We start from the raw sequence: 24,523 nt of genomic DNA, 5'->3' as shown, positions 1-24,523 counted from the left end.
GTGACGGCGCAATCGACAGACAGCGCCAACAGATTGTGCTTCTACAAAGGCTCAAAAAATGATGAGTTAGTAGCCGAGGGAACGTTGGGAGGAGTCAAAAACGATTTCACCGGTACAGGAACCTTGAAAGAGCCTCTGGGAACGCTCACGGCAAGGCTGCTTTCGATAGCATTGGGATTGGGTATGAATTTACCGCCTGGATCGTAAGCACCCAGTATTTTTCCAGATGGAATATTTCGTCCATAGTTGATCAGATAGGGAGTGGTACCTACTTTAGATCCAGGCTGGTTGACCCATTGGTTATTCCTGGACACGTCATAGCCATCGAAGCCCCGAGCATCAATGACATATGTATAACCGCCTTTTTCACCACCCTGATAATAAGCTCCCATGCCGTTATTTTTATAGAAAGGTGATGTTGATATACCCATGGACTCGCCAGGAATCGAACCACTCATACCATTAGCCTGCTTGAGATCGGTGATGGGCGCAGGCAACTTGAACCCACTTCTGAAAACGTCTTCTGGCGGCCGCATGTCTCCTCTCATCACTACCCCGCGATACAAATACCCCTTCCGTTCACCGCCAAAATATTTCACACCCGTGCTGCGCATTAGTTTTTGCGCGACCTTGGGCCCATTGCTTAGCGTTGCTAATCTATCCATAACCAATTTTGATCTAAAGGCATCATCAAACTTTGACTGAATGACCTCTAAACCTTTTACTATGGGAGGAATATATTTACTCGGGGAGCGCACCTGTTTAATGATAGCCCGCGGCACCCCGGCATATCGAGGCAGGTATTTTATTACTCCACTCGGCAGATACCCTGACCACTTCAAGCGCTCAATAATAGTCCCCGCGATGCGGGACTTCATCGCCGTGGAAAAAACCATTCCCAACATTTTTCCCACATAAGGTGCTCCCACTTCAAAAGCCATCCCACGTATTCCATTGGCCTTATGGTGATCAGCCTGCTGGGGATCGTCATTCACGAGTCCCCGCCCATAATTCACTGCTGACGAACTGAAGCCAAACAATATCGCGAGACCTTTCATTACCGCACCACCCTCAGGCCGCAACATCATCGCCGACAACATGGACAATGATTCGACTAGAAGTTCAAGTAGAACGTCCGTCATGCGCTCATTTCTTGTTGATGTCATCGTATCAATATCGGACTGAACCTTACCCACCTGCCGCTTATACAGTTCGCCAAAGACATCATAAGGCTCTCCAATAGCCTCGTAATCAACGCCATCCACCAATCCAAACAAAATGGGCCAATAAGGAAACTTCAAAGTCATGCCATGCAGAACAAAAAACCCGTCACCGAACTCAAATTTCCCCTGACTGTATTTAAAATCGTCGTCATCACGCGCCAACAATTCCTTTATATTAATTCGCTTGGATAGCTCTTCCCTAAGCTCCGGAAACTCCTCTATTGATTTTCCCGGGTTTTTAAATAGATCGAGTGGACACTCAATGACTGCTCCTTTTCCGCCAAGAAAAACGAATACACCACCCTGTTTACCTTCTTTCGACAGATAAACCACATTAGACACCTGAATACGATCACCCATCGCACCATTACGAATGTCTACGGGACGTACATTGACACGCCCTTTCAAGAACTCATTTGCAATATATCTACCTTGAGCGGATATGTCGCCCCCTGCCAAATAACTTTCAATTGTTGTGTGAAGCTCGTTTTTTTTAATATTTTTCCAAAGTTCGGATATATCTGAGCGTGCGAGCAACGTCGCTAAACTCTCTGAAAACCGCTCCTGGAAATTATTATCGGCCACCGCGGTTATGAAGCCGTCCGTATAACCAACAGGCCACTGTATCGAAATACTTTCACCCCATTTTTTGTCTCGATCGTGCTGCCCGGAAAACAACTCCAACAGACTTAAAGACTCGTATCTGACTTCACGCAGTGGCAAATGATCCTCTTGCACCCCCCTGGGATTGGTAAATTCAACATCGAACATTGTATTCATGTCGAGCTTTGTTTTTATGAATGGAGGCAGATCAGAATTCGCAATTGTTTCGTTAATAATCTTTTGCATAAACAACAGGGGATCTGAAGCCGTCTGAATGTCAACGAAAGATTTAATGAACAAATCCGCGCCCTGCTCGACAGTTACACCGGGCGCAATTTCTTCCCCCGGTTGCAGGTGCGTATTACGGTCTACCCTTCGCAAGGCTGCCTGAATCAGCAACTGTGCTCTGGAGTGCGCAACACCTGAGTCGTCAACCAGACTGCGTCTGGAACGAATTTTTTCGAGCTCAGATGAAATCAACGGTATGGCTGGGGGTGTGGAAGCTGGCTCGGTAGTTGATCCATCAACCGTGCCATCCTCCTCGTCATAATCTAACAGCGCTAGCTCGATGATTTCATCTACATAATCTTGATAGGTCACATTGTGATTGCCTGGCACTGGCTGCTGTAATAGTTTTTCAACGCCGGCAACAAGTTCATTATCGGCGGCGAGACCAGAGAATTCGGAATTATCGACGAGTAGTGCCAGGCGCGTTGCCAAATCCGACTCAGCACCGAGCAATCCATCCAGTTCTGCGTCTATAACATCGAAAATTACCAAGCTTTCAGTGTCTGGATTAAATTCCACCCCCTGCAAAGAATCTACCATTGGCTCTGGTTCGGGTTGAAACCAACTGGCGTATAAGTTGCTGAGCGCCAGATACGCAGCAAATACACCAACAGCCTTAACCGGATTTCGCTCTAGTAAAACAGCAACTCTCGAATCTAACAGGCTTGCAATCATTGTGTTGAGTGATTTTCCCAGAATCGCCATGTACGAACTGCGGACTTCTATTGTCTCCACGCAGCTGACATCACGGCATATGGCGACTACCTCTGCCAGCATATGCTCCGTGGCGGAGGCACTGTTCCACGGCATGATGTTATTCATAAACCGGGACAGAACTTCATCAGCCTGTGCGGCAAACTGATCTAGAGTCGCCAGCGATGGGATTACAGAAGCCGCGACCCCAGATGTATTTGTGGATGGGCGGATCGGCTGCGTTGGTAGGCCAGTAATGTCGTCTTCAGTCGCAGCGTCAATTGGTGAGGAAAGAGGTCCAGCCGTTGAAAAACGATTGCTGTCCCACCTCAACAACCCGAACGTGTCCAACGCATTGCAGACGAGCAAGAGCTTGCCCATCAAAGTCTCCGGTTTATGCTGCCCCTTTGTGTTGATGTTCGAAAGAAAGTCCGCGTTGCGTTCAAATTTCTGCATGGCTGAAAGTAGCCACTCGGAGCGGTCATTCGGCGCAGTTTTCTTTGCCTGCGCTTGTGATGAGTGGTTCGACGCTGACGACGAATCGGGACGATCGAACAGGCTTTCCAGCCAACTTGGGCCGATTATCCACTCCAGCCAGCCAGGTTTTTCGACTTCACCGGGTTTGACTTGATCGCGAAGCGCTTTAACTTCTGTTACATAATGTTCTGTCCAACGCACTCGCTTTACGTCCTTCTCCTCGAGACGACGGATAAAATTTTCCAACTGCGTGTGCACATCCTTTGGCGAAGGCCGCAGGTCTCGTGCGTCTTCCAGCATCAGCAAAGAATGGTCGACCTCGCCATCACCTGAGCGAATGTATTGGCGACCTGTTTTTGTGAGTTTGTTCAAGGTCTCCCACTGAGCATCCGTAATCAACTCATCGTTCGCAATCCGCTCGTCCCGCAGAGCACTTGAACGATCCAGATGTGACTGGATGAATCCCGTTAACCCTTCGGTGTTTTGTCCCTTGGTAAACCTCAGATCCTCTCCAAGCGCAGCCTGCCATTGGGCGGGTGGCAAATGGCAGATCGCTTTAACGATTTCGTCCAAACGCTCTTGGGTCAAAGTTCCAGACGGCTTGACCGAACGCCACAGCGCGCTGGCGAACAGCTCTGCAATGACTTTGCCCGTCGCCGTTTGCAGAACTCCACTAGCCAGAACCGCCAGTACTTCCTGCTCAGTCAGTGTTACCGTCATCAGCTGCTCTAGAAGTGAGGTCCACTGATAATCAAGGTCGCGCTGATCTCTGAATTCTCCCTGGGATGTGATGAACGCTTTGCAAGCGAGGACGGGTGGAGGAATGTCTGGATTAAAGCTGGCAGTCGCTGCGGGCATGTTGGCATTGAGTCCATACATGGCTTGTGAAATGTTCCCCGCTCGCAGAAGCCCGCCGGAGAGTGGCGTTTGCGCAACCTGGACGCCGGCAAATGGAGATATCGGCGGCGCGTGACTCACGCCTGTTGCATTAAGAAAGGGGGGCATCAAGTAACTTTCCGTTTCAGCTGGATCATTTGCCAAGCCTGGATACCTGCCCCGTAAATATCTTGCAAAAAACGCTTATGATGCCCAAAGCTATGACCTTGAGACCCGACCTTGAGCCTCCCAAGGTTTGACTCCCGCCCCAGACTGATCAAAGCTGACACTCTTTTGTATTTGCCTCAGCTCCCGGATTCTGCATGCCAAAGTCCCGCCGTTTTCTGCTTATCAGCCTCTGCGCCCTGTTTGCCATCGGCCTTGGGTGGTTTTTCATGCGCAGCACAGCTCCCGTGGTGCCGGAGGCGATCAAGCGTGGTTACAGCGAAGCGCTGACCCAAGCCCGCGCCGGCCAGCCTGGCGCTGCGCGGGTGCTTTACCAGCAATTGGCCCGTGCGGACATTTCGCCCAAACGGCGCATCTGGCTGCATGCCGAACTACCCAACTACCCAAGCTCCGTGGCCCTGAAACTGGCGGGTGCGGATTTGCAGCACGAGTCGCCGGAGGTGCGCATTGCCGCGATCAAAAGCGTCAGCGGCCTGGTGCCCAGCGGTCAGCGCAGCCTGTTGTTGGGGCCGTTGCTCGATGACAGCGATCAGAGCGTCCGGCTGGCTGCGGTCAATGCACTGCTGGGGTTGTCACCGGATGATCTCGGTTTATTTTTCGGGCCGCTGGAACAGGCCATCGATGCCTGGCAGCAGGTGCTCAAAAGCGCGCCGGAAAGTGCCGACAACCACTATCAACTGGCGCGCCTGCATTTGCACAATGCCGAATTGAAAGAGGCCCAGCAGGAACTCGAACACACCTTGCGCCTCGCACCCGACAATCTGCCGGCATTGGTGATGCAGATCGACGTGTTGGACAGACAGGGCCAAAGTGACGCGGCCCGTCAGCTATTGGCCAAACAACTGAAGGCGCAGCCCGATTCAGCCTATCTGCAACATGCCCTGGGCTCTGGTTGCTGCATCACGGTCAAAGTGAGTTCGCCCTGCTCGGTCTGTCCAAGGCCGTGGAACTTGAGCCGAACAACAAGGATTACCGCTATGACCTGGCCACCACGCTGCATGGTGAGCAGGAGCTGGAGGCCGCGCAAAAGCAGCTGCAGGAAATCGTCCAGCGCCACCCCAACGATCGCAAGGCTCGGGTGCTGTTGATCAACTACTGGAAAGAAAGCGGGCAGCTGCAGAATGTGCAGATTCTCCTGGCGCAGCTCGAACAGCTCAATCCTGACGATCCGGCCCTGCAGCAAGGCCTCTGAAACCTAATGAAATGGCTGCCCCCGCCGCCCCAACGCGGTCTGCCTGACACATCGCCTTCGCTGGCAAGCCAGCTCCTACACAAACGCGTGCACATGATTATTTTGTGGACGCCACCAATCCTGTAGGAGCCGGCTTGCTGGCGATGGCGGCGTATCAATCAATATTGATATCGCATGACACATCTCCATCGCCAGCAAGCCGGCTCCTACAGTTAACAAAAGGTTGAACGCTCGTCTCGACCAAAGGTCAAGTGAACAGGCAGCCCGTTCAGGAACTCAGCGCCTGCTGCCTCGTCTCCCTAGTCAAGAGGGCATTTTTTGTCTACATCCAACGAGTTGATCAGGGTAAAAGCCGCCACCGGGATTGAAGGTCTGGACGACATCCTCGATGGCGGGCTGTCCTGTGGCCATTTGTTCCTGCTGGAGGGCGAGCCGGGCACCGGCAAGACCACTGTTGCACTTCACTTTCTGTTGGCCGGCGCCCGAGCCGGTGAATGCTCGTTGTACATCACCCTGTCCGAAACCGAGCACGAGTTGCGCCAGGGGGCCAGGTCCCACGGTTGGGAACTTCCCGACAACGTCTGCATCTTCGAACTGACGCCGCCGGAAAGCCTGCTCAATGCCGAGCACCAGCAGACGCTACTGTACTCATCCGACCTTGAGTTGGGCGAAGCCACCAAGCAGATTTTCGAAGTGGTCGAACGGGTCAAGCCGACCCGCGTGGTTCTCGATAGCCTGTCCGAGATCCGCTTGCTGGCGCAGAGCTCACTGCGTTATCGCCGACAGATCCTGGCGATCAAGCATTACTTTGTGCGCTACGACGCCACGGTCCTGCTGCTGGACGACCTGACCACAGAGTCCCTCGACAAAACCGTGCACAGCGTGGCCCACGGGGTCATTCGCCTGGAGGAACTGGCGCCCAACTATGGCGCTGAACGGCGGCGTATTCGGGTGGTGAAGTATCGTGGCCAGAAATACCGCGGGGCTTTCATGACTTCACCATCATGGGTGATGGCGTGCATGTGTTCCCGCGCCTGGTGGCGGCCGAACACCGAGGTACCTACCAGCGACAGCAGTTGACCAGCGGCATCCCGGAAATGGACGCCCTGCTTGGCGGCGGTATCGAGACGGGGTCCAGCACCTTGATTCTGGGGCCGGCCGGTACCGGCAAATCCTTGATCACGATGATTTTCGCCGCCGCCGCCGTGGCCCGGGGCGAAAAGGCCGCGCTCTTCATTTTTGACGAGGAGATGGGCTTGCTGTTCGACCGCATGAAATACCTGGGCATCGACTTGCAGGCGCTGCATGACAGCGGCAATCTGATGATCGAGCAAGTGGATGCCGCTGAATTGTCCCCTGGCGAGTTTTCCCACCGAGTGCGGCGCTGCGTTGACCAGGGCGACATCAAGACCGTGATCATTGACAGCATCAACGGCTATCAAGCAGCGATGCCCGAAGAGAATGCCCTGGTATTGCACATGCACGAGTTGCTGCTTTACCTGAACCGTAAAGGGGCCGCGACCTTCATGACTGTCGCCCAGCATGGTCTGGTCGGCGACATGCAGGCGCCGGTGGATATCACCTATCTGGCGGATACGGTCATCTTGCTGCGTTACTTCGAAGCATTGGGCAAGGTGCGCCGCGCCATTTCAATCATCAAGAAACGTACCGGCAGCCATGAATCGACCATCCGTGAATATCGGATCAGCTCGCAGGGAATGACCATTGGTGAACCGCTGGAAGCCTTCCAGGGCGTACTGCGGGGGGTGCCGACTTATCACGGTGCAAGCATGCCCTTGCTCGTGGATGAAAACCCGTGATGCTCCAGTCTGCGACGTCCGAGCGCGCGATCATTCTGGCGCCGGTGGGCCGCGACAGCCAGATTGCACTGACGATGCTTAATGAAGCAGGTTTCAACGGCGTCATCAGCCGGGATGTGTGCGGACTATGCAGCGAACTGGAGCAAGGGGCGGGCTTGTTGCTGGTGTCTTGCGAAGCGCTGCTGGGTCAGGATCTTGAACCACTGCTCAGACTGATCGAAAAGCAGCCGGCCTGGTCCGACCTGCCGATCGTACTGCTGACTCACCATGGCGGCCCGGCACAGAACCCTGCATCACGTTTCGGCTCGCAATTGGGCAACGTCACGTTCCTTGAACGCCCTTTTCACCCAGTGACGTTGATCAGTCTGGTGACCACCGCATTGCGCGGACGCCGACGACAGTACGAAGCCAGGGACCGGCTGATCGATTTGAGTCAAAGCGAGCTGCGCCTGCAAAACACCCTGGAAACCCTGGAGCAGCAGGTTGAGGAGCGCACCGCACAGTTGCGCCACAACGAAGAGGTGTTGCGTCAGTCGCAGAAAATGGAAGCGGTCGGACAACTCACCGGCGGTATCGCCCACGACTTCAACAATATGCTGACCGGCATCATCGGCAGCCTGGAGTTGCTGCGCCGGCGTCTGGCCAAGGGGCGCCACGAGGACCTGGACAGTCTGATCGACCTCGGCGTGACATCCGCCAATCGCGCAGCGGGTCTGACTCACCGCCTGCTGGCGTTTTCCCGCCGGCAGTCGCTGGATTCCAAACCTGTGGAGATCAACACCCTGGTGGTGGCCATGGGCGAACTACTGCAACGCAGCATCGACGAAAGCATTCGCCTGGACATGCAATTGAGCGAGCAACTGTGGGTAGCGGAGGCCGACCCCAATCAGCTGGAAAGCGCCCTGCTCAACCTGGTGATCAATGCCCGTGATGCCATGCCCGATGGCGGCAACCTGGTGGTGAAAACCTCTAATCGGCATCTGGACGCGAACTTCACCGACCTCCACAGCAATCTCGATCCGGGCGATTACGTGGTGCTCAGCGTGACCGACAATGGCTGTGGCATGGCGCAAAGCACCATTAACCGCGCGTTCGATCCGTTCTTCACCACCAAACCTATCGGCCACGGCACGGGTTGGGGTTGTCGATGATCTATGGCTTCAGCAAGCAATCAGGCGGTCACGTCGCCATACAGAGTGAAGTAGGCAAAGGCACCACGGTGAGCCTGTATCTGCCGCGTTTCGGGGGCGATGTGCCGCAGGACCAACCGGTAGAAAACCAGCACCCGCTGTTTGCCCGGAATGGGGAAACGGTGCTGATCGTCGAGGATGATCCCGCCGTGCGGCTGTTGGTCAGTACGGTGCTGAGCGAGCTGGGCTATGCCTTTGTCGAGGCCGGTGATGCGGACAGTGCCATGCCGATACTCGATTCGGGGCAGCGTATCGATCTGATGATCAGTGACGTCGGTCTCCCCGGAATGAATGGCCGGCAATTGGCGGAAATCGGTCGGCAATACCGGCCTGAACTCAAGGTGTTGTTCATCACGGGTTACGCCGAGCACGCTGCGGTACGCGGAGGCTTCCTGGATTCAGGCATGCAGATGATTACCAAGCCGTTCACCTTCGACCTGTTGACGGCGAAGGTGCGGGAGATGATTCGGATCTGAGCACCTCTACCCTCGGCTTAATGATCGTTCCCACGCTCCGCGTGGGAATGCCGCCTGGGACGCTCCGCGTTCCGATAGCGACGCAAGTCTTAAGTCCTGCGTATGGTGACGCGGAGCGTCACGGGATGCATTCCCACGCGGAGCGTGGGAACGATCAGGGAAGCTCGCTCCTACGAAAGCAGGTCCTGCATGATGTCCTGCAATACATCCAGGTCGAACGGTTTTTCCAGGATCGGCGCCTTGAGCGTGATCGGGCTACCGGTTTCGCGGATTTCCTTCGCATAGCCGCTGATGAAAATCACTTTCAGGTCCGGTCGCAGTTTTACCGCGGGTTCGGCGATCTGCACGCCGGAGATGCCACCCGGCAGACGATAATCAGTAATCAACATGTCCAGATGGGGTTTGCTGGCGAGAATCTCGAAGGCCTGCTCGCCGTTTTCCGCCTGAAGCACACGATACCCCTGCCCCGACAAGTAGTCGGTCAGCACCATCAGGATAACCGGCTCGTCCTCGACGACGAGTACTACATCTTGTGCATCTTCACTCATGGGAAGCCTTTGTTCGGTCAATAGCTGCTGATACGACCGTGGGGTCGATCAGAGGTTGCGTTTATCGGGCTGTTTTCCTACAGCGGCAGACAAACGCGAAACAGGGCGCCTTCGCCAATCCGGCTCTCGACGGTAATGGTACCGCCATGGGCGGTGACTATCTGTTCGGAAATAAATAATCCCAGACCCAGTCCGGCGACGGCCTGCTTGACCGAAACCCGCTCGAACTGCTGGAAAATCAGTTGCTGGTTTTCTTCACTGATGCCAATCCCGTGATCACGGACCTCCACCCGTGCCTCACCGTTTTCACTGTACACCCTCACGTTGATCGGCTCTTTGCACCGTAACGCAAGGCGTTGGTCAGCAGGTTGGAAATCACCTGTTCAATGCGAAATTCGTCCCAGTTGCCGATCACCGGTTGCCCGGCTTCGAGGGTAACGGAAGCCTCGGCGGTGTCGATCTGCTGGGCAAAATTCTGTAATAACGCCCTAACCAGTACCGAAAGATCAAAACACGTCGGTCGGATCGACAGCTTGCCGGTGCGAATGCGCGACACATCAAGCATGTCTTCGATCAGGCGGATCAGGCTTTTGATCTGCCGTTCGTCGCGATCGACCATCGCGTGCATTTTGTCGAGGGTAAACGCGGCGGCGTTATCCCGGGCCAGGTGCATCTTTCGCAGTTGGGTTTCGAGGATCAGGCCATTGAGCGGCGTGCGTACTTCGTGGGCGACGATGGACATGAAGTCATCGCGCATGCGCACGGCCTGCTCCAGTTCCCGTTGCGTGCTTTGTAACTGCGCAAGCAACGCCTCTTGCTCACGGCGGCTCTGCTCCAGCGCTACTACCTGTTGCTTCATGGCCTTGCTCTGACGGTACAACTCGACAAACACGTTGACCTTGCTCTTGACCGCATGGATGTCCAGCGGTTTGTGCAGGAAGTCCACGGCACCACTTTCATAACCCTTGAACGCATAGTTCAGCTCGCGGCCGGCGGCGCTGACAAACACGATCGGGATGTTTTTGGTCTTTTCCGTACCACGCATCAACTCGGCCAGCTCAAAGCCGTTCATGCCGGGCATCTGCACATCGAGAATGGCCATGGCGAATTCGTGCTGGAGCAACAGCGACAAGGCTTCGTCCGCCGATTGCGCCTTGAACACGGCACGGTCTTCGCGCTTGATCAGCGCTTCAAGTGCCAACAGATTCTCCGGCAGATCGTCGACGATCAGCAGTTTGGCCTGGATATTACTTAGCATGCGATTTGTTCCAGCTCGACAAGCAGACGGCCGATGCCGCGGATAGAAAGAATGTGGTCGGGCTGATGAATATCCATTGCCGCCCGGGGCATGGTCGCAACCTGGGCCTCTTCCGGGTCCTGCACAATGGTCAGGCCGCCATGCCGTTTGACTTGCGCCAGGCCGTAGGCGCCATCGCGGTTGGCGCCGGTCAGCAACACAGCGGCCAGGTGCGGGCCGTAGGCATCGGCGGCCGATTCGAACAGATAGTCAATGGCCGGACGCGAGTAATGCACGCGGTCCTCCAGGCTCAGGGAAAAGCTGCGGTCCAGTTCCACCGACAGGTGATAACCGGCCGTAGCGAAATACAGGGTTCCGGCTTCAATCGGTGTTTTGTCGATGGCCTCCAGAACCGGCAGGGCAACCCGCCGGGCAAAGACTTCCGCCAAATGGCTGCGGCGCTCGTTCGGCAGATGCAGGACAACAATGATCGGCAACGCGAAACCTTCACGCAGCGGGCCGAGAATACTCAGCAACGCCTCTACCCCACCGGCCGAAGCGCCGATCACGATCGCTTCTATAGAAGGCAAATCTTTCGCACTGTTCATGATTTGCGGTAGATCCGTTCTTGTTTGACCAACGGTTCGAACTGATTGCCGAAGACTGAAAAATCCGGGGTTTCCTTGCTGCCCAGCACCAGAAAACCTCGGTGGCACAGTGACTCGTGAAACAGGCCGAACGCGCGGTCCTGAAGACTTTTATTGAAATAAATCAATACGTTACGACAAGATATTAATTGAGTTTCTGAAAACACGCTGTCGGTCGCCAGGCTGTGATCGGCGAAGGTCACGTTCTCACACAACGACTTGTCGAAAATCGCGTAACCGTACGCCGCCGTATAGTAGTCGGCGAACGAACGCTGGCCACCGGCGTGCTGATAATTAGAAGTGTAGGCGCGGACATTCTCCATCGAGAAAATCCCTTGCCTGGCTTTCTCCAGCGAGCGCGGATTGATGTCGGTCGCGTAGATGATGCTGCGGTCGAGCAAGCCCTCTTCGCGCAGCAGGATGGCCATTGAATAAACCTCTTCGCCGGTGCTGCAACCGGCAATCCAGATCTTGATCGACGGGTAGGTTTTGAGCAGTGGCACCACCTCCCGGCGAATCGCCAGGAAGTGCGAAGGGTCGCGGAACATTTCACTGACCGGAATCGTCAGCAACTGCAACAGCTGCATGAATGCGGCCGGATCGTGCAGGACCTTTTCCTGCAAGGCCGAAATAGTGCCGCACTCGAACTGGCTCAACGCGTGGGTCACCCGGCGCTTGATCGACGCGCCGGAGTAATCGCGAAAATCGTAGCTGTACTTGAGGTAGATCGCCTCGATGAGCAAGCGCAATTCGATTTCGACATTCTTTTCCATTAGGCGCTTTCCACTAGGAGCGTTCCATTAGATGCGTTCCATTTTCGGTAGCCACACTCGAACCAACGAAAACAGGCGATCCAGGTCGATGGGCTTGGCCAGGTAATCGTTGGCACCCGCTTGCAGGCAGCGCTCCTGATCGTCCTTCATGGCCTTGGCCGTCACCGCGATGATCGGCAGCTTGCGCCAGCGCGGATCCTTGCGAATTTCGATGGTGGCTTCGAAACCATCCATCTCCGGCATCACCACGTCCATCAGCACCAGATCGATGTCTTCGACTTCATTCAAACGATCAATCGCTTCACGACCGTTTCGGCCAATCACCACGACTGCACCCTTTTGCTCCAGCGCACTGGTGAGGGCGAAGATATTGCGCACATCGTCGTCCACCAGCAGCACCTTGCGCCCCTCGAAAACCTTGTCGCGACTGCGGGCGGTTTTGAGCATCTTCTGTCGTTCATGAGACAGCCGCGATTCGACTTTGTGCAAAAAGAGTGTCACCTCATCAAGCAAGCGCTCGGGCGAGCGCGCGCCCTTGATGATGATCGAGCGTGAATACTTGCGCAGTTCGGCCTCTTCGTCCCGGGTCAGGTTGCGCCCGGTGTAGATGATGACCGGCGGAAAGGAGCAGATTTCCTCGGTGGACATGCGCTTGAGCAGGTCACCGCCGAGCATGTCCGGCAGCTTGAGGTCGATGATCATGCAGTCGAATATCGTCGTGCGCAGCAGGTCCAGCGCCTCTTGGGCAAAACCCACCGCGGTGATTTCGATGTCATCGTCGCCGATCAGCCGGGAAATGCTATCGCGCTGCAAATCATCGTCTTCCACCAACAGTACGCGTTTGACCTTCTGGGTCAATTTGGCCTCCAGACGCGCGAACACGTCCTTGAGCTCTTCACGGGTAGTGGGCTTGACCGCATAACCGACGGCGCCCATGTGCATCGCTGCTTCCACCCGGTCCTCAACCGAAATCACATGCACTGGAATGTGTCGGGTTTCAGCGTGTTCCTTCAGGCGCTGCAGCACGGTCAACCCGGAATGGTCCGGCAGACGCATGTCCAGCAGGATCGCATCGGGGATGAATTGCCTGGCCAGGTCGTAGCCTTCGTCGGCACCGTGGGCCACCAAGCACTGGTAACCCAGTTCATGGGCGAGGTCGTAGAGGATATGGGCAAAATTCGACTCGTCTTCCACCACCAGAATGCAGCGAGTGGTGAACGGTGCCTTGCTGCGGTCATCGTTGAAACGCGCAATATCGACTTCAGCGATCAACGGTTTCAATTGGGGAGCGGCGACGCTGGGTGCTGACGCCACCGGCAGCGCCCGCACCGGTTCGACGGGGTCTTCTCCCCGCTCAACATACTGTTGCGGCAACACCAGGGTAAACACGCTGCCCTGCCCCGGCGCGCTGGACACGTTGATGGAACCGCCGAGCAACGCCGCGAGGTCGCGGGAAATCGACAAGCCCAGCCCGGTGCCGCCGTAACGACGATTGGTGGTGCCGTCGGCCTGGCGGAAGGCTTCGAAAATGCTTTCCTGCTGATATTCGGCAATGCCAATCCCGGAGTCGCGGATGATGAACGCAATGCCCTCGTTCGGCGCGCTGGCAACGCTCAAGCTGACGCTGCCCTGCTCGGTGAATTTCACCGCGTTGGACAGCAGGTTCTTGAGCACCTGCTCCAGGCGCTGGCGGTCGGTGAACATCATGGCTGGTGAGCCGTCCTGCAACTCCACGTGCAATTGCAGCTGCTTGTCCGTCGCCAGTGGCTCGAACATCCCGCGCAAGCCGTCCACCAGACGCGCCACGCTAGTGTTCTCCGGGCGGATTTCCAGCTTGCCGGCCTCGACCTTGGAAATATCGAGAATGTCATTGATCAGGTTGAGCAAGTCGTTGCCAGCCGAATAGATCGACTCGGCATACCTGACCTGTTCGGTGCTGAGGTTTTCCTGGGGGTTTTCCGCTAGCAACTTGGCCAGGATCAGCGAACTGTTCAACGGCGTGCGCAGCTCGTGGGACATGTTGGCAAGGAACTCGGACTTGTATTTGCTCGAGCGCTGCAACTCATCGGCCCGGTCTTCGAGCTGGGTCTGGGCCTGATTCAGTTCGTTGTTCTTCAGGTCCATGGCGTCGCGTTGCGCGGCCAGAATCTCGGCCTGTTCGGCCAGTTGCTCATTGGTCTGCTCCAGCTCCACCTGCTGGGTTTCCAGGTGTGCCTGGGATTCCTTGAGAATCCGCGACTGCTCTTCGAGCTCTTCGTTGGCAGTCTTGAGCTCTTCCTGCTGTACCTGCAACTCTTCATTGAGTTGCTGGGTTTGCGCCAGAACTTCCTGCAAGCGCTGGCGATAGCGCGCCGCTTCGATGGAGGTGCCGATATTGCCGCAAATCAGCTCGAGCAACTCGATATCACGTTCGTCCAATGGACGCAGGAAACCCAGCTCGATGACACCGTTGACCCGATCATCGTCGCTGGTCGGCGCCACCAGCACGCTGTGCGGTAATCCTTCGCCGAGGCCGGAAGTGACCTTGAAGTAGTCATTGGGCACGTTATCCAGGCGAATCAGCCGCGCCTGTTGCGCGACCTGGCCAACAATGCCTTCCTCGCTATAAATATGCTGTTCAAGCGCTTCCTGTTCACGGGAGAAACCGTAAGACGCTACGCGCCGCAGCCCACCGTGTTCCTCACGGACATAAAGCGCCGCCACGGCGCTGCCCAGATACTGCGCGCAAAATTGCAATATGTTGCGACCCAGCAAGTTCAGGGACAGTTGCCCCAGCACTTGTTCGGCCAGTTGGGTCTGGCCATTGCGCAGCCAGGCTTGCTTTTCCAGGCGGCGGGCGCTGGACTGTGCAACAGAGAGATTGGCGCCGTAGCTTTGCGAAAGGTTGAGCAGATCACGGCGGCCAACATACGCCAGCAACCCGCTAATAGCGGCGATGAACAACAGATAAAGGACGATGCTCCAGACTGTGGTACCGCGCACTTCCTCATTGCGCGTGGCGCGCAACTGCTGCTCCATGTCGATCACGTCTTCGAATTGCCTGCGGATTTCGTCAGTCAGGCGCTTGCCCTTTCCGGCCCGAACCACGCTGCGGTAATCGCCGCCGCTGCGCTGCAAGTCGATCATGGCTTGCGCGTAACTGGCCCACTCCTGCTGCAACGACTGCAACCGGTGCAGGCGGTCAGTCTGCACCGGATTGTCGGCGGTCAATTCCAGCAAGGTATTGAGCACGACCTCGATTCGCGGCTTGGCCGTTTCATAGGGTTCGAGGAACTTGTCGTCACTACTGAGTAGAAAACCGCGCATTCCGGTTTCCAGATCGACCGTCAACTTGACCGCCTCATTGGCGTTATTGATCACCCGGTCCGTGTGCTCGACCCACTGGATCGTCGACAGCAGATACATAATCAGCGACACGAAAAAAACTGCACTGATGGCGCCGACGCCCAGCGGCAGGCTGATGTTGCGGCTTAGGAGTTTACGAAACCGTTGCTCATCAACTGAAGACGCAGAGGTCATAATCAAGCCTTTTTGAACGGGTGAAAACCAAGGAGTTTGCCCCAAAACTGGCGTTTCTATCCAATTTTCTCACGCAGTTTCGAGCAAAGTCCTACATTGAGCTGCTCCCATGGCTAGGGGAGCGGTTATCCTTTCCACAATTCTTTTTATAGCGCGTCGGGAACTTGTCGGGATCCGCCACTTACTCATGCAGTAGGGTCCGCGATTTCGATCGGCCGGCGACCGCCCATCCATTTTCGAGAATGCCATTATGTCCACCAACGCCTCCATCATCCTGGTCGTCGAAGACGATGACATCGTGCGCATGTTGATTGTCGATGTGCTGGAGGACCTGGAGTTTAATGTGTTGGAGGCCGATGGCAGTGAGCAGGCACTGGAGTTCCTCAAGGATGTTAACCGGCACATCGACCTGATGATGACCGATGTCGGCCTGCCGGGCATGGACGGGCGCGAACTGGCCAACGTGGCGCATACGCTGCGCCCTGCGCTGCCAATTCTGTTTGCAAGCGGCTATGCCGAGAACATTGATGTGCCGCAAGGGATGCATGTGATCGGCAAACCGTTTTCCATTGATCAGTTGCGGGATAAGGTTAAAAGCATCATCCGTTAGAAGAGCGTCCATAATTCCATCATGTTTGAAGCTCTTGTGGCACCTATCGTTGCGAGTTGATGCTTGCCTGAATGTACTGAACGTTGAGGCATTTTTTATCTCGCGTCTCGATAAGGACCTTCATGCTTCCAGCAAACGCCACAGCAGCCACACCTTCCGCTTTCACTAACAGCCCACCGCCAGTTGCACTCTCGACATTCAGACTATCGGGTGCTTATGTCCGCAATTCAGCGGCCAGCGGTATCAGGTGGTCACCCCAAACCGTCGGAGAAAAGCTCGTTTCAACGGATTCAAAGCTGCCGATTCCGTGCCCTATATACAGCAGCATCACAATCCGAGATCTTCCCGACAGTTTGAAAAATGAGGTGATCTACGATCAGAAGTCACTCGAACGGGACTGGTCGTTAATTGAAGTTCAATTACGAACCCAGACCGTCACTGAAGAAGACGTTCTGCAAACGCTCAAGACCGGTTTTCTGCAGACTCCCACCGGCAAGAGGCTAGCACCGCTATTCGTTGACGCTATCCTGCGGTCAATCAAGCCACTGGACGGACTCACTCCAAAACAACTGCGTGAGATCGTCGTGGTCATTTGTGATCTGCCCCCGCATCAATGGGCGGATGCGTTCGGCGAAAACGTCAATTTCCCTCGTGGCCGAAATGGCGAAGGCGTGCATGGATTTATTCAGGATCAGCTGACGCAATCACGCATGCTACGAGAGCAACAGATCGCCGATGGCGAGCTACTCGATAACGACACGTGGAAAGCAGTGCGTGACTTAACCACGCAAGCGCGCCAATACGTTCGTAAGTCGGCTGAAGGGCCACTCAACATACACCTGCGTCAACTTGAAGATCACGTTCATGTCAGGCCATCACCCAAGCACGCCCAAATGCTTGTGGCTCTTTACGTCGCAGCGCTTGACAACCCTGATCCGGGTCAACGCCCGCGCTGGCCGGGACGTTTCGCAGACACCGCCCATGCGCTTCACGCTCGTTTGCAGGCCATCGAGATCAACGACAACCGGCCGGAACTGACCGAGGTAGTGCATTCGACACTATCGAAAATCGCGACCCCGATGACCGCAGCACTCACTAAACTGGGCTCAATGTCATTTAAAGACGTTGGTGATGAACTGCAGAGCGCCGTGAGTACCGTGCTCACCAAGGCTGGTTGTTACTTCATCTTTGGTGCTGATTTCAAACACGTTTCCGAGCAGAAGGCAGATAACACACCCGCTGACTCAGAACTGCTGCTGAAGCTACAAGAGATTGAAAAGGCGTCGAGTTTTCATGATGAAGTCATCACCACAGGACCTCGCTACACCGGTGGATTCTGGGGGAAATTGCTATACGTCGCCAATGGGTTGGATACGGTTGGATTGCTCGGCATCGCGGAAAAAATTCGCCCACATTTGCCTGCTGCCCCCGCCTCGCCTGTCGATGTCCTACCGTCACCTGTCGAGGCTGAGGCAGATGCCCAGCCGCCTGCCGAGGCCGTCCCGGAACGTAACGTTGGGCAGTGGCTTGATGCTGTGGCGGATCTGGAACAGGAGGTCAACGACTTCATTGCGTCCCACTCACGGTCATCCGCAACCGGCACACGCGAGGATATCAGTGATGATCCCAAACCATCGGCATCGTCACTACCCACTTCTTCGGCAATGGACGGACTCGACTTTGAGCAGATAGCGCAGGCGATCAGCGACTTCTCGAGCAGGATCGACTATGCACTGACATTTCCATCGGCTTCGGCTAATGAACTTCAAGAGCTGTTGCAGAAACTGGAGGAAACGTCGGATGCCCTCGAAGAACTGGCGCAGGCTGAGTCCATCGGACCTATGCAGGTAACGCCGGATTCATGGTGGGCACCGATTGCGCAGCAGTTAAACAGCTATCTGTTCCGAATAACCACGGCCCTCGCCACTTACTCGCTCGGGGCTGCCTCTTCAGCCCTGCAACTGATCAGGGACAATCCCGGGGCAAGCGTCACGACCGCCTTCGTCGCCGTCTCGGCACTCTATAACGAATATCGCCAAACCCTTCAGGACCCAACCGCTCCCGGCACTGCCCTCCCTGCCACCGAAAGCCCGGCGCTGCACCAGGAACGGCTGGAGAACGATATAGAGCAAATTCTGGGGAAACCCGTGGCGGCGGGTGAGCCTGGCCTTTTTCAGACGATACTCAAGCGCATGTACCAGTCCACGGAACATGACCTGCTCGACGATGAGCAACTCATCCAGGACGTTGCGTACGAGCTACAACGACCTAGTCCACAAGATCCGGCAAAACCTACCTTGAGTTGATCCACAAGGTGCAGGCAGCGGAGCATGCTGGGCCAATATCGAGCGCTCATCATGTCAGCAAGCGCGATACTGCGGCAGTTGACGCAAACGTTTTGTTACTCAGCGTCCCGTCGCAAGGCGTTGAACCGACGCCCGACATCGAAGAAAGCGAATCGGAAAAAGTGGCGACCCTCACCCATTACCTCAAAACGATGGATGAGCTGGAAGTGTTGTTAGCGCGACCGACGAAGAGATCAATGAAGGCTCTTCGGATTCGGCGACCGATACGGCGAAACAGGTGATCAGCCTGCTGCGTCACAGGCGCGCTGCAGGCTGGACCGATGCTTCACGGGCCGATGGTGATACGCAGTTGGCTGGCCGTTACGCGAGCGCGTTGACGAACTATGCCGACGGCAAGGTCAGTTACGGTGCAGCGACTGTCCCGGTCCCCATGCATTCAACCTTTGGCCAGTGCTGGCTGAACTTTGTTAACGCCTTCAAAAACCCGTTCTTTATTGATTGGGCCCAGCAGGCAAACCTTGACCTTGCCACTGTGAAAATCCGTACGGCGGACAACACGCTGACCGGCAAGGTCAAGGGCGTCGAAACGACATTCACCCTGAATGACGGCAGCGGCTGGGCCAATGTCGCCGGCCCGATACTGAGGACGGTTGGCATCGTCGACCCAACCTACATTGGCGTGGCCTATCCGACCAGTTCGTCAGTTCCTCTTGCGCTGGTCAGCGGGTTCCATGGCGAACGCTCGGCGCCGGACCGGCCTCAAGCACGCCAGCGCGCCCAGGAATTGGATACTGACCAGGCATTTACCCAAATCGAACCCGACCCGGTCAGACCACGGGAATCAAGATCCGAAGCTCAGGTTGAAAAACAAAGGCAACGTTTGGGTGACCTCTACTCCAACCACGCCTTGATAATCACACTGACCGGCATTATCAACGACCAACCCGATGGCGCTTCCGTAAATCTCAACGCAGGAATATTAGCCACCCACAAGGACTCGCTGTTTGCGATCAAACATCCGCAAGAAGCCCGGCGCATGATCACTGCGCAACGGTTTATCAGCGCCATGGGCTGGACCGTGCCGAAAACCGTGGGAGAGGTCAGTAACTTAATAAATGTTTTAACCTTTGCTTTTCCCGAGAGTTCTGAGAGGGCCAACTACCAAGGAGCCTTGGGTTATCCGCGCCCCCTGACGTCTGCCCAAATAAAAACCATCCGGGACCCGTCCATCGTTTCGAAAAGCCACTTGCCGGCGGCCTGCTTAACAATCTCCTGCAATACAGTCAGTGACCGGTCCTGCTCAAGGGTTGAATATCGCCCTCAACAGCGACAAAGCCAAACTGCTGGGCGAGGCTCTGGAGTCCAGTCTTAATGCCATCACTACGCCAAACAGTGCGGCCGAGTGGGTCATGGCGGCGTTGTTGCTCGACCTTGATGCTACGCCTGGACTGCCGCGCAACCATGTCGCGGGTTACAACCTCACGCAAGCGGGCAATTGGGGGGCGAAACCATCGACTGTCGTCACGCGACTCGAGGCGCATCTTGTAGCGGGTGGAAAAGTCACATCCACCACCGCACCCGTCGCCGCCTACCACTTGCTGGCTGGCACCGCCCCGGAGTTTCTGGTTCGCGATATGCCCGACAATCTGGTCTGCGGCAGCCATACCTGGACAAGCTTCAGGATCGCGGTCGCACGCATTGAACAGCTCAATCCTGGGGCAGCCATTCGCATGACTTTCGAGCAAGTCATGAGCTATGGCAGTACTTCCCCCATTACCGCCGGCCAGGAAATTGCCGTGCAGTCGGCTTCGGTGGATCCACTGATCGACTGGGCGATAGCGAATGGGATCCTCGGGCGCAATGTCAGCGATAGCTACACAGCCTCGCAGCTGGACATCGCTCGTGAGAAATTCAACGCCGTCAGAACGGAGCTGGCCGAGGCTCTGGGTTCGTTATCGTCGGCCGTGCCGACAAGAGAAGGACTGGCGCTGGCGGAGCTGGAACGGGTTTTTGGTAAAGGACTTCCATACGAAGACCTGTGTATTCGTCGAAAAAGCATTCCCAAAAACTTACAGTCTTCGATGTACTCACTCCTTGACCTCTATATCACCGGGCAACTGAAAACTGGAACGTGGAGTTCCTACAACGCACAGATCCCTCTCCAGACATTTGAGAACAAGTTTAAGCAGCTCAAGCCCGTTGAGTCGCTATTCAAGGAGAGCTTTACTTCTTACTTCGACAACTTGCGCACGGGTTCCGGCTCGATATTCAAGTACCTCATTTCACAATTGCCGCTGGAAGATCGACAAAGCCTGGAATATGGCAAGCAAAGATTTTATTCCGTGCGCAGTGCGATCGATGAAGACAGGTATTCTCAAACCCCGGAAAAAATCGAAGCGCACAAGGGCCGCCACGGAATTTTGCTACGTTCGGAATATCAACAAAAAGTCACTTACTACGAAGTATTCCCCGGAGCAGTAGAGATTCGTAAAAACACGAACCTGCCTGACACGCTTTCGTTAAATGGCGAACTTAAGACTTTCAGGAGCATGAAAGATCCTAGCGGTTACATAGAAAAGCAATGCGCCACGCCTCAACATATTGATTGGGACGCCTATGAAAAAGGCACAGGGCCACGAAACGGGGTTTCTTCCGACGTCATCATCGAAGAAATAAGGCCAACGAACCAAGAGGTTGTGTTCTACCCGCCCGGTTACGACTTCACCAAAGTACCTGACGCATTTTCGCCGAACTCCCGGGTTAACCATTTGGCCTCAGTCGTCGTTAATGAACATTTCGTGGTTGGCCGGGACACGTTGGAAAACTTTGCCCGAGGTTCTACAAATTCGGAGAATGAAAAAATCTCAAGAACAACATAAAAGATTTTTTCCTCAGTCTCGTGCCCTTCAAATCCTGTATCGACAACATCATCCAGGGCGACGTCCGCGCAGCTGCACTGGACTGCACATTGGACGCAGCGGGGTTCGTCATACCCGGTGGAGTAGCGGCCGGCCAGGCTGTAAAAGTCGCAAAATCGGCGGGGAAGTTCATACCCAAAGCGTTGCAGATGACCTGGATCATGACTAGCACCCTCATTTCCAATGCAAACCCGCTCGATGGCGTTGGCGACCTGTTGAGATACGGGAAAAATGCGGTGTGCGCACTGGGAACCCAGGCCTACCGAGCTGCGGGCATGGGTATCGATCAAATCAAGAGCCTTTATGGCAGCACCAAGGCCATCGATCGTGCGCAACTGGTCAAACGCTCCAATATCGCGCAAGGCTTTGCCAGTACAGCCGGTCAGACCGGCCCGGTCACGGCTTTGTTCAAAGAAGGGAAATGGTATGCCTTTGACGCCGCTGGAAATCGAGCGTATGGCCCACCCCTTGATAACTTCAGACCCGCCAGTTCGATCCCGTTGGAAACGACTACGTTCAGCGATGGAACAACCGCGTTCACGCCATCAAGACTTTTCGATTCCGAGCCTCACACGATTCAACGCTTGTCCGGCGAGGTTGACGTTGTCGTTGGCGATAATGTCTATCGATTCAATCCTGAACAACCGCAAACCCTCACAGACCTGACATCACCGCTCTATTCAGGGGAACTTGAAGGGTTCGATGCGGTATGCAGCGTAAGGGGTAAGTCCAAGAGAGGTGTGACGTGTCTCTCGAAATTCGTAGGAGACACAGCAACAGACGATCAGAAACTCGCACAAGCGCTTGACCACAAACGTCTTTGGGCATCAAAGGGTACGAATCCTCAGGTGGTACATGAGCGACGTATATTCAATTTCGATGGTGTTAAAGGAAAAGCTAATGCTGCACCTACCAACGAGCCTCTCGAGTTCAAATCCGAAACAACAGGTAGCATTGTCAACGACAAAAATTTCGGTTTCCTACCCAAACAACCGTCGATGACATCGAGAAAGCCACTTGCGTTGTAAAAATCAACGCCATTGTCAACGGCGTTGACGACATGCGCGAGGTAAGAGCATTCAAGGTAGACGTTCCAGGCTGGATATGGGGCAAATACGAATATTTGGTCGCAGAAGTTGACGCCGGGCTGTTTTACTATTGCGCCTACAAAAAAAACGAAATAAACAATATCAATTTTATGAAAATAGACTTTACTGACGACGGTCTTGCCACCGACTTGATCAAGGGATACCACAAACTTAAAGATCCCTTCTTAATGGCTGGACAAGGCGCACCCAGCCGGCCCTTTATGGCACTACCAACGCTGGACAATTTATACAGCACACTTATCGACAAAAAAGGATTTACAGCTGATCAGATTGAAGAGTTAAAAAAGAAGGTCGAGTTATTTTCGGACGAAGCCAAGCGCGAGTTTCTCATTGATGTCTGGAATAAAAATGAAATTCGAGACATCGAAGTCTACGTCATGCCAATAAAGATCAACAAAGCCAACAAACAACCGGGCTTCGAAAAGCTCTCTGAGTACAGCAAAATCGCTTTTATGCGAATACTGCAAAAACAGAAGTAGACAGCCAAATACAGGCCACCGGATTAGGCCCTTCAATCAACAATTGCCGCATGACCCGATTGACATGCAGCGAGTCGCACTAACTGAACGGTTGTCTTGTGGGAGTACTCCAGAATTGGAAAACCCAACTATCCTGAAACAATACTGAAGACCGGTGCGGGAAACTGCGACCAGATGGCCTATGTAAGCGCTGCAATCGTCCTCAACAATGGCGGTGACGCAAGCCTTTGGCGAATGCCAGGAGCGCACGCCTTTACAGTCATCGGGATTCCGATGGAACTCATCACTCAACCATCGATTTTAGTGAACCTGAATTTATGAACGCATGGGTTGTCGATGCATGGGCAAATATCAGTTGCCCGGCCTCCCAATACATGGAAAAACTCAAGGATCAAATGGCCAAATGGAGTGCTGAGGGGAGGCAGATTATTGCCACCGACTGGGGAGTCAACCCACCGGTTACTCGATGGATGGATCGATGGATAAGAACTGGATCGAAAAGGTCATCGATGGTCCAAAAGAATCGAATTCGAAAAAAACCCCTGAAATCACACCAGAATCAATCCAGACCGACGCTCCCTGCCAGGGAGCGTCAACCTCTGCGGTTCGCCACATCGCTCGAAACGGACCCAACCAACCCGCCTTCCACAGCACCTGTGATTTAATTGGCATCCTGCCCGTTCCGCCCTGCCCGCCTCAAGGAAAAGCCCTGATGAATCCCCTCCGCCAACCAAAGTCCTGGTCATTGGTTACGTCTGGCCCGAACCCCGCTCTTCAGCGGCAGGCGGCACATGATGCAAATACTCGAGACTTTCTGCAACAGGGTTGGGACATCACGTTCAGCAGTCCCGCACGTTCCGGTGAACACCGCGCTGACCTTGGCGCTTGGCATTCGCGAAGTACTGATCGAGTTAAACAACAGCAGTTTCGACACGTTCATCAGCGAACTGGCCCGGATGTGGTGTTGTTCGATCGATTCATGATGGAAGAGCAATTTGGCTGGCGCGGTTGAAAAGCACTGCCCCGATGCGCTGCGTGTCCTTGAGACATCGGACCTGCAAAGCCTGCGCGATGCCCGGCATCAGCGGCTCAAGCAGCGTTTGAAGACCAGCGACGACGCCAATGACTTCAGCGAACTGTTCGCCCCGGCGTTGCGTGAAGAGTTCGAGTTCATGGCCGACACTGATCTGGCCAAACGGGAGATCGCGGCGATTTATCGGTGCGACTTGAACTGATGATCTCTGAAGTGGAAATCGAGTTGCTGGTCGAGCAGTTCAAACTGCCACGGGACCTGCTGCACTGGTGCCCGCTGATGGTCGATCTGCCGAATCATCCGCCCGTGCCATTCGAAGA

At 55.0% G+C, this 24,523-nt stretch carries 11 protein-coding genes and 5 pseudogenes; 10 read left to right on the top strand and 6 right to left on the bottom strand.

Annotated elements, in window-relative coordinates; genetic code table 11:
- Window positions 1-41 precede the first annotated feature (41 nt).
- Window positions 42-4,325 (bottom strand): hypothetical protein, encoded by a 4,284-nt coding sequence (locus CES87_RS30570; RefSeq protein ID WP_128609072.1) that lies wholly within the window; start codon window positions 4,323-4,325, stop codon window positions 42-44.
- A 158-nt stretch (window positions 4,326-4,483) separates the two neighbouring features.
- Between CES87_RS30570 and CES87_RS30565 the strand changes: the two are divergent.
- The 3 pseudogenes from CES87_RS30565 (at window position 4,484) to CES87_RS30555 (ending at window position 9,024) form a co-directional block, all read left to right on the top strand.
- Window positions 4,484-5,538: pseudogene (locus CES87_RS30565) on the top strand (tetratricopeptide repeat protein).
- A gap of 318 nt (window positions 5,539-5,856) precedes the next feature.
- Window positions 5,857-7,358: pseudogene (locus CES87_RS30560) on the top strand (ATPase domain-containing protein).
- A pseudogene (locus CES87_RS30555) lies at window positions 7,358-9,024 on the top strand (response regulator). Before CES87_RS30560 ends, CES87_RS30555 begins: the two co-directional pseudogenes overlap by 1 nt.
- Window positions 9,025-9,194: 170 nt before the next feature.
- Here CES87_RS30555 and CES87_RS30545 read toward each other — a convergent pair.
- From CES87_RS30545 to CES87_RS30525, 5 genes and pseudogenes are all read right to left on the bottom strand, one after another.
- On the bottom strand, window positions 9,195-9,572 hold the full coding sequence (locus CES87_RS30545) for a response regulator (RefSeq protein WP_110963035.1): 378 nt from the start codon (window positions 9,570-9,572) through the stop codon (window positions 9,195-9,197).
- 77 nt (window positions 9,573-9,649) lie between these two features.
- Window positions 9,650-10,830 (bottom strand): annotated as a pseudogene (locus tag CES87_RS30540) (ATP-binding protein).
- Window positions 10,824-11,417, bottom strand: a complete 594-nt coding sequence (locus CES87_RS30535; RefSeq protein ID WP_128609070.1) for a chemotaxis protein CheB — start codon at window positions 11,415-11,417, stop codon at window positions 10,824-10,826. The pseudogene CES87_RS30540 and the gene CES87_RS30535 overlap by 7 nt, the downstream one beginning before the upstream one ends.
- Complete coding sequence (locus CES87_RS30530; RefSeq protein ID WP_128609068.1) at window positions 11,414-12,229, bottom strand: protein-glutamate O-methyltransferase CheR; 816 nt, start codon at window positions 12,227-12,229, stop codon at window positions 11,414-11,416. The genes CES87_RS30535 and CES87_RS30530 overlap by 4 nt, the downstream gene beginning before the upstream one ends.
- Window positions 12,230-12,256: 27 nt before the next feature.
- Window positions 12,257-15,748, bottom strand: a complete 3,492-nt coding sequence (locus CES87_RS30525; RefSeq protein ID WP_128609067.1) for a response regulator — start codon at window positions 15,746-15,748, stop codon at window positions 12,257-12,259.
- 250 nt (window positions 15,749-15,998) lie between these two features.
- Here CES87_RS30525 and CES87_RS30520 point away from each other — a divergent pair, with 250 nt between their 5' ends.
- The 7 genes and pseudogenes from CES87_RS30520 to CES87_RS30490 form a co-directional block, all read left to right on the top strand.
- A complete protein-coding gene (locus CES87_RS30520) occupies window positions 15,999-16,358 on the top strand; it encodes a response regulator (RefSeq protein ID WP_128609065.1) in 360 nt (119 codons plus the stop codon).
- 122 nt (window positions 16,359-16,480) lie between these two features.
- Window positions 16,481-18,664, top strand: a complete 2,184-nt coding sequence (locus tag CES87_RS30515; RefSeq protein ID WP_128609064.1) for a hypothetical protein — start codon at window positions 16,481-16,483, stop codon at window positions 18,662-18,664.
- 277 nt (window positions 18,665-18,941) lie between these two features.
- A complete protein-coding gene (locus tag CES87_RS30510; protein ID WP_128609063.1) occupies window positions 18,942-20,036 on the top strand; it encodes a hypothetical protein in 1,095 nt (364 codons plus the stop codon).
- Window positions 19,972-21,543, top strand: coding sequence for a hypothetical protein (locus CES87_RS30505; protein WP_128609062.1), 1,572 nt, complete (start codon window positions 19,972-19,974; stop codon window positions 21,541-21,543). Before CES87_RS30510 ends, CES87_RS30505 begins: the two co-directional genes overlap by 65 nt.
- 188 nt (window positions 21,544-21,731) lie before the next feature.
- A complete protein-coding gene (locus CES87_RS30500; protein WP_128609060.1) occupies window positions 21,732-22,610 on the top strand; it encodes a hypothetical protein in 879 nt (292 codons plus the stop codon).
- A gap of 32 nt (window positions 22,611-22,642) precedes the next feature.
- The gene (locus tag CES87_RS30495; protein ID WP_128609058.1) at window positions 22,643-23,170 is read left to right on the top strand and encodes a hypothetical protein; all 528 of its coding nucleotides are present in this window, start codon (window positions 22,643-22,645) and stop codon (window positions 23,168-23,170) included.
- Between the two features lie 687 nt (window positions 23,171-23,857).
- A pseudogene (locus CES87_RS30490) lies at window positions 23,858-24,523 on the top strand (glycosyltransferase); the annotation flags it as partial.

The organism is Pseudomonas sp. ERMR1:02, assembly GCF_002277815.1.
GTDB lineage: Bacteria > Pseudomonadota > Gammaproteobacteria > Pseudomonadales > Pseudomonadaceae > Aquipseudomonas.
The sequence above is the reverse complement of the archived record's forward strand: the minus strand, read 5'-3'. Positions and strand labels throughout refer to the sequence as shown.

What these genes read in the sequence shown, in the direction of transcription:
- CES87_RS30545 (WP_110963035.1), bottom strand. Translation starts at nt 9,572, where the DNA reads ATGAGTGAAGATGCACAAGATGTAGTACTCGTCGTCGAGGACGAGCCG.
- CES87_RS30535 (WP_128609070.1), bottom strand. Translation starts at nt 11,417, where the DNA reads ATGAACAGTGCGAAAGATTTGCCTTCTATAGAAGCGATCGTGATCGGC.
- CES87_RS30530 (WP_128609068.1), bottom strand. Translation starts at nt 12,229, where the DNA reads ATGGAAAAGAATGTCGAAATCGAATTGCGCTTGCTCATCGAGGCGATC.
- CES87_RS30525 (WP_128609067.1), bottom strand. Translation starts at nt 15,748, where the DNA reads ATGACCTCTGCGTCTTCAGTTGATGAGCAACGGTTTCGTAAACTCCTA.
- CES87_RS30520 (WP_128609065.1), top strand. Translation starts at nt 15,999, where the DNA reads ATGTCCACCAACGCCTCCATCATCCTGGTCGTCGAAGACGATGACATC.
- CES87_RS30515 (WP_128609064.1), top strand. Translation starts at nt 16,481, where the DNA reads ATGCTTCCAGCAAACGCCACAGCAGCCACACCTTCCGCTTTCACTAAC.
- CES87_RS30500 (WP_128609060.1), top strand. Translation starts at nt 21,732, where the DNA reads ATGACCTGGATCATGACTAGCACCCTCATTTCCAATGCAAACCCGCTC.
- CES87_RS30495 (WP_128609058.1), top strand. Translation starts at nt 22,643, where the DNA reads ATGCGCGAGGTAAGAGCATTCAAGGTAGACGTTCCAGGCTGGATATGG.